Genomic DNA, 9,667 nt, shown 5'->3' with positions numbered 1-9,667 from the left:
CTCCTCGGTGTTGGTAAATACATACTCCTGCTCCTCACTCTGCAGCAGGGTTTCGTTCTGCGCAGAGGCGCGTTCGCGCATGTCCTTCGCCTTGCCGGTTGCAGTACGGTGCAACCAGCTGACAATCGCTCGCGGCTGACGGATATTGGCTAGATTTTTATAAAACGCAAGGTAAACCTCCTGCGCCACGTCCAGCGCGGACTGTTCGCTGTTTACTAGACTGCGTGCCGTGTACAGAATGCGCGGGTACGTCAGCTCGTAGAATTTCTCAAACGCCCGATCATCCCCAGGGTTTGCCTGCAGTGCCGTGACCAGCTCTGCAAGCTGATCGTACTCCGCTTCCATCATGCCGCGCGCAGCAGCTTCTTCCTGCGTTATCTGTTCTTTCATTTCCATGCTGTCTGCCTCCGGTTTCTTAGTTTGGAGTTTTTCTCCCTTCATAGATATAAGAGGAATGGATTTTGGAAAAGATTTAGAATTCTCGATTTTGTGAAAAATTTTTTTAGATATCGCGTTCCATAAAAAGATTACCATATTTGACTTGTTTCGGCAATATATTCCCTCAATGAGGTTTTAATTTTCGTATAGCAGCCTATGATATAAAAAGTCCAACCATCACGAGGATGATTGGACTTTTGCTCTTGCTAATTATGCAATATCCGTTTCATATGTATATGTATCCATAGACGACTTAATCCAGTCATCAAACAGGTCCTTCTGGGTCTGATAGCCATACAGATAATAGCCATGATCTCCGGAAGTGAAATGGAACGTATGACTGGTAGTCGAGTAGTCGCTCAAATCCACATCAATACTGTTATCTGCCTGCAGTACCAGATCAGAGAATCCTATACCGTAGTAATACTTAAAGGAACCGCCATACGAGTTCGAGTAGGAGATTTCATAAACCAGATCAAGCCAGTTATTGTGCCATGCCCCTGCATTCGGCTTTGCAACCTCCAGATAACTGCCGACATAGGTAAAACCATTCATAGTTTCGGTATCCGCGTAGTTACGTGCAGAAAGTGCCTGGATATAATCCTCAGCTTCCTTCTTCATGCTTGCAAGCGCGGTATCATTCACCTGATCCAGCTTGGTAACATAGGCGCTCAGACCGGAAACCGTAAAGGTTTTCTGCATTTCCGCCGGTGCTTCGCCGGTCTGCTCCGCAATATCGTCCAGATTGTAGTCGCTGATGGTAACGGTTACGGTATCGCCGTTGGAAAGACCCTCGGACTTATCCAGATCGTATTCATACTGCATGCAGGCGGCGTCGCGGCTGTTGTTGATGACCTGCGCTTCGCCGTTCGGCGCAATGCCGCTGAACTGCACCGAAATATCCGCAAATGCGTCGATATTCTGCACTTCGATCAGTCCGGAAACCGTGTCGGTGAAGTCTTTGCCCTTTACCTTAATACCGACCGCCTTGAGCGCGTCCTTGTCGATATCGACCTGCACGGTAACGGTATCGCCGTTGGAAAGGCCGTCCGGCTGGTCCTCCAGCGTGCAGGTGATCGCGCTCGAGAGCACGCTCTGCTTGGTGTACAGCGCACCCCAGCCCGCTGCGGCAGTCTGCCAGGTGGAAACACTGGTGATATCGCCGTTTTCAATCTGCGATTTCTCCTTGGAGGAGAGCGACGCGCTCGCCATGCTTTCGTAATCAACGGAAACATAGGCCGTGCCCTTGCCGTCAATGCCGGAGTAGGTGATGGTAACGTAGTCCCGCAGGTTGATGGCCTTGCCGCCGCTGATCATCATAAACAGCGCGATAATGCCGATCAGCACTACCACAACGCCGCCGGCGATGATACCGAACAGCTTTTTGTCCTGCCGCTTTGCCGCTGCCTGTGCCGGCTGATAGACCGGCTGCGGAATCGGTGTGTAGTCCGGCTGCTGCTGCTCGTAAATCGGCTGCTGCGGCTCGACGGAAGCCGGCTGGTACTCCTGCTGCGGCTGCTGGAACTCCTGCGGCTCCGCGCCGTTCTGCGGCTGAAATTCCTGCGTGCCATCCTGCTGCGGCACCGGTTCCTCAACCAGATTGTCGTCTCTTCTGTTTTCGTCCATTGCTTTACCCTCTTTCTGTGAAATGACCTTTTTATAAAACAGCCTGTCGGCTGGTTTATGCCTGCCTCTTTTTTCCTTACCTCCTATTATAGCAAATTCGACGGTTTTTTCCATTCTTTATGGAAAAATTTTTTCGTTTTTTTCAATGCGCACTAAGCGTTCGCATTCTCCGGCGGTGCAACGTATTCGCGGAACGAATCGCCAAGCTGCTGCTTTGCCTGTGCAGTTTCGTTTTGCAAGGCTGCAATAAGTACGCTCGGATTCTCTGGAAGGGTGTAACCGCCTGCAGGGGTTTTCGGATAGACTGAAATCTGGTCGATCATCGGCGTAATATTACCCGAGGTCGGGTCATTTAGGAAGGTAAACCGATAATATGTGCCATTCTGACGAATCTTATCAATTTCCTGCGAAATCATATTCCACTCTACATTGACAAAACCATTATCCGTACCGCGCAGAGTCGCCTGCAAGTGTCTGCCATCCCGCAGATCACGAAGCAATTCGCCCTTCCAGGTTTGTGTCCACGTTCCGTTTTGCAGTCCATATTCTGTCATTGTATCCGACCACGATGCTGTACCATCGTCATATACGCCACCAGTCGGTCCCCACAAAACATCATCGCACAGATAAATTTTAGAATCCGCAGAGTTCTGGTATAAATAGAAGTCTGCATAACGCCATGTATAGTAATCCAGTTCATATGTTACATTCTCTGTTAGTGACTGCTCGGTAATTCGATCAGCCTGTGTCCCGTTCCAGCTATAGATTGCATACCACATATTCAAATTGGCATTTGCATACTCCGAATATGCCTTATCCGTATATACGCATAGTAGCTCATCCGTGCCATCGGCATCGAAATCGACTAGCTTGATCATCAGCAATCCCGAATAAGCATTTGTGCCAAGCTGTGTCGGGGTTCCGTACTGTGCCTGCAAATCCGAAATGACCTTCAGATATGCGGTGTTGCGGTCGTAATCGCCCTGCACGACCGCCTTTTCCTCGGCGGTGAGCGCGGGCTCCGTCTCGGGCTCGGCTGCCGGTTCGGTCTGCACGACCGACTCCGGCGGGTTGACCTTCTGCATGATGCGCGGCACTGCGACCACGCCGCCTGCCACAATAGCCGCTGCAGCAACGCCCGCCGCGATCTTGGTGCCAAGCGTACTGCCGGTGGTTTTTGCGGCTGCGGCCTTTGCTGCCGTTCCGACGCTCTGCGCCGCGCCCGCTGCCGCCGACGCCGCCGCGCCGATCGCGCTGTTGATCTGTGCCAGCAGTCTGCCTGCCTGTTCCGCCGAAAGTCCGCCGCGGTCTGCCATCAGCCAGCGCAGACACAGCAGTAGCGTCGGGATCGAGGTGGAGTACAGCTTGATGCCGCGCTTCTCCAGCGCGTATACCTGCTCCTCAATTTTCTGCTTGCCGTATTTCAGGCGGCTTTTGACCGTACTGACCGTGCAGTCCATGATCTCCGCAATCTCTGCCAGCGGCAGTCCCTCAGTGAAGCGGTAAACCAGCGTGCGGGACTGTTCCTCCGGCAGCTCATCCAGCATCCCGCGGATGAGCTCCTGCGTCGCCTGCGCATCGAGCTGCTCATGCGGCACAAAGTCCGTGCGCTGCTCCGCCACATCGGTGAACAGATATTCCTGTCCCTCGTTGATCAAATCCTCGTTACGGGCTGCGGCACGTTCGCGGTAATCCCGCGCAATGCTGTGCGTTACGCGGTGCAGCCAGCTGATGACCGCGCGCGGCTCTTTGATATTCCCGATATTTCTGTAAAACGCAATATATACCTCCTGTGCAATATCCAGCGCCGCCTGCTCGCTGTTGACCAGATGGCGCGCGGTATACAGAATGCGCGGGTAGGTCGCCTGATAAAAGGTCTCAAACACTCGGTCGTCTCCGGGATCGGCCTGCAGTGCACACACCAGTGACGTCAGGCGGTCGTATTCGTCCTGCATAAAGGACTGGGCGCTTTCCTCTTCCTGTTTAAGCTGTTCTCTTTCATCCATATCTGCTGTCTCCGGTTTCTTTCTGGTCTCTGCGATACAGTCGCAGGATTGGTTTTCGTACAAGCACTATCCCCCTTTCACAAACATAAGAGGGAGAGGTAGTCCGAAAAGACTTAAATATTTTTGATTTTTTCAGAAAAATTTCTTTCTATGAATTATGTTAAAATCCCTTCAATTATACTCCAATTTTTGTTCCATTCCACCCTCATACCGCAACATTTTACAAATCTGCAGTTTAGACACGAAAAAACAGAAAACGCCCGATCATCCAAATAGATGACAGAGCGTTTTCGATAAATGTAAATCCTGTTTCCCGTTTACTCGGTCACTGTGCCAGAGAAATAATCCAGAATGCCGTTGCACATGCCCTGTGCCAGCTTCTGCCGATAATCATCGGTCAGCATAAGGGCATCCTCATCAGGATTGCTGAGAAAACCCATCTCGATCAGAATGGTCGGAACTTCCGCAAAGTTGAAGCCTGTCAGATCTGAACGCTGCACAATACCGTTGTTTTTGGCGCCAGTCGCAGCCAGCGTTGCGTTCAGTACGCACTCACCCGCTTTCTGGCTTGGCGCAACGATATCCTGTGTGGCAAGCTGGCTGCCGTAGGGCACCAGCATGGACATGCCATATACTGACGAGCTTTCCGAGCCGTCCGCATGGATGCGGATGCATAGGTCTGCGTGATTTTCGTTCGCCAACAGCGCCCGCTTGTAGCTGGTCATATCGCTTTCATGGGTGGTACGGGTCATGATGACGGTCGCACCCTGCTCAATCAGCAAGGATTGCAGCCGCAGACCGACTGCCAGATTAAGCTGTTCCTCGGTCTGGTTTCTGCCGGCGGCGCCGCCGACAAAGGCCTCCTTGGTGGCGCTGCTCGCCGGAGAGATCGGCTCCTGCACACGCAGGCCGGTCACCTCATGACCGGGATCGACGCAGATGATCTTGCCGTCCAGCGGCAGAGCCGATTCAGGTTCGGGTTCGGGCTCCGGTACCGATACCGGTTCGGATTTCGGCTGCTCCTGCACGGTATCGGCCGTGGTCTGTTCAGGCTGCTCCGCCGTTTCTGTCGTCTCCTGCTTGGGCGCGCCGCAGGCACTCAAACACAGCAGCGCCAGCAGCATTGCGATCATTTTCTTCATTATTTCCAACCCTTCGCCTTTTCAAACTTTACAATTGTGTCGCGATTCAACTGCTCAGTGCTGGTGAGCATGGAATCCGAGTAGCTGCTGCTTGCCGTATACCATGTTGCCGTGGAGAAGTAGCTTCTCCAGTCCGCAGAGCTGAACGAATAGCCATGGCGCGCATAGATTTCGTTGCGGACGGCGGCTACTTCCATGCGTGTCAGCTTGCTCAGGTCGCTGTCGCTGATTGTGAGAGTATCTGTCGGCCACAGACGGTCGCTGCCAATCGAAGCCGCGCTGATGTCGTTAATACCCTGCGAAGCAGTTTGACCGTTCACATAGAATACATAACCCGAGGAACTCGGCTGCTGCACGGTCGTGGTCGAGCTGCTGCCGCCGTTGATACCGGTCGCGCCGGACATACCGGCGGACGGCTGCGCCGCGCTTGCTGTGTACTGCCGCTGTGCGCCGTAGGGATCACGGGTGCAATGCTCCTTCTGCACAGTCATGCTCCATGTGCCGCTGCCGGTCAGCGTGATATACAGCTCGCCGTCTTCAAAGTCCAGCGTTACCGTACCGGAAGAATTATTGTTGTCCGTATAAGAGCCTGTCGCCTGCGTTTTGTCCTCGTTGAGCGCGAGCGTGGTCTTTGCGATGCTCGCCGTGTGTTCGCCTTGGTTCCACGTCTGATTTGCCGAAAAGCTCAGCGCATCCGCCGTACCAGACAGTTCAAAGCCCGCAAAGCTGGTGCTTTCGCTGTTGTAGCAGTCGATCATCCAGTAGCCGGTATACGTTGCCGGATCGACTGCCGCCGCACCGTTTTCCGCATTTTCAGCGGTGCCGTCGGTCTGCTCTGCCGTAGCGGTGTCCTCCGGCTTGCTGTCCGCCTTGCCGAACGGCAGCAGGTCAAGCGCCCATGCCGCGCCGCCCGCAATGATCAGCAGCGCCGCCACGCCACCAAGAATGAATGGCACCTTGCTGCGCTTTTTCGGTTCCGGCTCCCGCATCTGCGGCATGGGATTGATCGGTCCCCTGCTGTACGGATGGTTTCCGCCGTTCTGTATCCGGTCGTTGCTCGGACTGCTGCCGCCGTTATTCGGGCGGTATCCGTTCGGACGGTCGTTGCTGCTAGGATTCGGACGACTTTCCGGTCCGCCCAGAAAATCATCGGCGGAATACTGCCGGCGTTCCTGTCGGCGCGGCTGCACCGGCGACTGAGACGGCTTCGGCTGCGCCGGTCGCTGCTGTGCCGGCTGTTCTACCGTTTTTTCCACCGGCTTCTCTGCCGGCTTGGGCTGCACCGGCTGCTCCGGCTGCTTTGCACCACAGTTGGTGCAGAACAGCTCGCCTGGTTCGATTTTGTGACCGCATTTTTCACAGAACATAATTTAGTCCTCCTTTATTTTGTCGTGGTAGATTGTGTTTAGCTTATTCTCGTTTTTCCAATAGGGTTTGATATTCGCTGTCCGCCTTATGAATCACGGGTACAGTGATTCTGATATAGTGTAAATCCGAAATTGCCGGACTGCGTTGTAGTTGCATACAGTTCTCCGTTTTCAAAATCCAATTGTATCGCGCCGAAATTGCCCTGACTGTCCGTATATGTACCGATTGCTCTTGTTTTATTATCGTTCAAGGTCAATGGGATATCGTATGCAGTAGTCCATTGTACCAGCCATTGATCTACCGAAACTACGAGCTGACCATTGGATTCTTCCAGATATATATCTACGGAAGTATTGCTTTTATCCGCATATTGATCGACCGTCCAATGCCCGATATAATCGGCTGGATCAACTGCTGCACTATTCTCGGAAGCCCAGTGTTCTTCCAGCCCTCCAATGGAGCCGATCGCTACCTGATAGTAGACGTTCAGATATTCCGCATGTTCTTCATACATTTTGGTTTGTTCGCTCCAATTAGCAGCCTTATAATCATTTACTGAATTGCTTTCATACCAAGGCGTGCTGTCCGCCTGTGCGACCTCAGTCTCCCAGTTCTGTTGCCCCTGCGCTATCTTCTGATATTCGTTCTGCGGCATTGCCAAACGTATACAATCCAGCATAGCATCACAAACGGCCTTCCATCTGTCCCGACGGCTTTGATCTGCTGCCGCCAACTGCGCTACCGTCTGACTATCTATCATAACGGTATTATTAACACTCATTTGAGACAGTGAATTCTGCTGAACTGCTTCCATCTGTTTATGCGTCACCTTGCCTGCCAGCCGTTCCAACGATTCGGATGTATCCGCCGTAAACTCCTGAAAGGCATTGCCAAGCTGCTGCTTATCCTGTTCCGCCTGCTGCTGCATGGCTTGGATCAGAATATTCAGGTCTTCCGGCGGCGCATATCCTCCGGCCGGTGTCTGCGGATAACCCGGCAAACTTTGGATCGGTTCGCCCGGCGAACTGGGATCGTTCAAATCAGTTATCCGGTAATAGGTACTGTTCCGGCGAATATTCGCATATTCCTGCTCTACACTGTCACAGCTTGTTTCGGTTTGCGTCCGCTTGTCCGGATAGATCCATGCCGAAAGATAGCTGCCGTTCCTGAGATCTTTGTTTAACGTAGCAGACCATGTTTTCACCCACTTTCCATCCTGTACTGTGTTCTTTACGAAGGACTCTTGCCACTGAAGATGCTCGTCCTCATCCGGTGCGCCGGAAGGAGGACTAAAGGAATCGGTGCACAAATAAATCTTGGAATCCGTCTGATCCTGATACAGATGAAAATCCGAGAACTTCCAATCAGCGTCACTTGTTCCTTCCAATATATATCCGCCGGATATCTCGCTATCTGTGAGCGGCTCCGCCTGTGTGCCGTTCCAACGGTATACCATATACCAGCAGTTGGCATTGACGCCTGGCATTCGACCGCGGTTCGTATATAATATATCGTCTGTGCAGACGCACAGCAGTTCATCCGTGCCGTCGGCGCCAAAGTCCACCAGCTTTGCCATCAGCAGACCGGAATAGGCGTTGTCGCTGATCTGCGTACGCACGCCGAACTCTTCCTGCAGGTCCGAAATCACCTTCAAATACGCGGTATTCCGGTTGTAATCGTCCTGCAGTGCCTGTTCTTCCGCGCTGAGCGTGACCGCTTGTGTGGCCGGCGGGTTGACCTGCACCCGCGCCTTCAGCTTCGACACACCGACCACGCCGCCGGCGATCACTGCCGCAGCCGCCACACCGGCGACTACCTTGGTGCCGACGGCACTGCCTTTGGTCGCGGCACCGGCTTTTGCCGCCGTGCCGGCCTTCGCCGCGGCGGTGTGTCCCGCCGCCTGCGCACCGGCTGCCGCCGAAGCGGTCAAACCGACCGTGCTTTCCACCTGTGCCAACAGCCCGGCGGCCTGTTCGGCTGCAAGTGCGCCGCGCTCCGCCATGAGCCAGCGCAGACATGCTAGCAGCATCGGAATCGAGGTGGAGTACAGCTTGATGCCCTTCTTCTCCATCGCGGTGACCTGTTCTTCGATTTTTGCCTTGCCGTATTTGAGACGGCTCTTTACCGTGCTGACCGTACAGTCCATAATTTCCGCGATTTCTGCCAGCGGCAGCCCCTCTACAAAGCGGTATACCAGTGTCTGACTCTGCTCAGCAGGCAGTTCGGTCAGCATTTCGCCGATAATTTCACGTGTTGCGCGGGCGTCCATCTGCTCGTGCGGTACAAAGTCTGCACGGTGCTCCTCGGTGTTGGTAAATACATACTCCTGCTCCTCACTCTGCAGCAGAGTTTCGTTCTGCGCAGAGGCACGTTCGCGCATGTCCTTTGCCTTGCCGGTTGCGGTGCGGTGCAGCCAGCTTATGATTGCTCTTGGCTGCCGAATTGTTTCAATATTCTTATAAAACGCAATGTATACCTCCTGTGTAACGTCAAGCGCAGACTGCTCGTTATCGACCAGACCACGTGCTGTGTACAGGATACGCGGGTATGTCAGTTCATAAAATTTTTCAAATGCCCGCCCATCATTAGGGTTCACCTGCAGCATTGTTACCAGCTTAGCAAGCTGTTCGTACTCTGCTTCCATCAGCCCCCGAGCACACGCTTCTTCCTGTGTTATCTGCTCTTTCATTTCCATGCTGTCTGCCTCCGGTTTCATGATTTGGAGTTCTTCCCTCCCTTCACGGATATAAGAGGGACGAATTTTAAAAAAGATTTAAGATTCTCGATTTTTTTCTGAAAATTTTTAAAGTATCTGCATTCTGCAAGCAGGTAACAATATATTCATTATATTACCATGTATGGTATAGTTCAGCAACATATTTACTACATTCTATTCCAATATTCCTTCTATTTCTACTCATAAGAAAACGTCTCATGCAAAATAACATGAGCTTTCTCCATTTGTCTTCCTATAGATAAGCCATTTTGCAAATTTACTTTACATTTTCGTAAGCCGCATAAGAAATGCGACAATCGCTACTCCATAATTCTAATGTTGGCGATTGAACGTCAAATCATGCTGTTTAA

General features: G+C 52.6%; 6 protein-coding genes. All 6 read right to left on the bottom strand.

Annotated features, from left to right (window positions below; genetic code table 11):
• Nucleotides 1–396: RNA polymerase sigma factor (locus tag DWZ82_RS09955; protein WP_199667456.1), on the bottom strand; the 396-nt coding region annotated here is incomplete at its 3' end.
• Between the two features lie 252 nt (nucleotides 397–648).
• Nucleotides 649–2,064, bottom strand: coding sequence for a hypothetical protein (locus DWZ82_RS09950; RefSeq protein WP_118480545.1), 1,416 nt, complete (start codon nucleotides 2,062–2,064; stop codon nucleotides 649–651).
• Nucleotides 2,065–2,216: 152 nt separating this feature from the next.
• A complete protein-coding gene (locus tag DWZ82_RS09945; protein ID WP_147356924.1) occupies nucleotides 2,217–4,070 on the bottom strand; it encodes an RNA polymerase sigma factor in 1,854 nt (617 codons plus the stop codon).
• A gap of 317 nt (nucleotides 4,071–4,387) precedes the next feature.
• Complete coding sequence (locus DWZ82_RS09940; protein ID WP_118480541.1) at nucleotides 4,388–5,212, bottom strand: N-acetylmuramoyl-L-alanine amidase family protein; 825 nt, start codon at nucleotides 5,210–5,212, stop codon at nucleotides 4,388–4,390.
• Nucleotides 5,212–6,579: a YARHG domain-containing protein gene (locus tag DWZ82_RS09935; RefSeq protein ID WP_118480539.1), complete on the bottom strand. Its 1,368-nt coding sequence runs from the start codon at nucleotides 6,577–6,579 to the stop codon at nucleotides 5,212–5,214. Before DWZ82_RS09935 ends, DWZ82_RS09940 begins: the two co-directional genes overlap by 1 nt.
• 86 nt (nucleotides 6,580–6,665) lie before the next feature.
• On the bottom strand, nucleotides 6,666–9,275 hold the full coding sequence (locus DWZ82_RS09930) for an RNA polymerase sigma factor (RefSeq protein ID WP_158575177.1): 2,610 nt from the start codon (nucleotides 9,273–9,275) through the stop codon (nucleotides 6,666–6,668).
• Between the last annotated feature and the right edge of the window lie 392 nt (nucleotides 9,276–9,667).

This window comes from Butyricicoccus sp. AF35-5AC, from assembly GCF_003477715.1.
Lineage (GTDB): Bacteria > Bacillota > Clostridia > Oscillospirales > Butyricicoccaceae > Agathobaculum > Agathobaculum butyriciproducens.
Note: the sequence above shows the minus strand (reverse complement) of the source record. Positions and strands in the feature narration are given on the sequence as shown.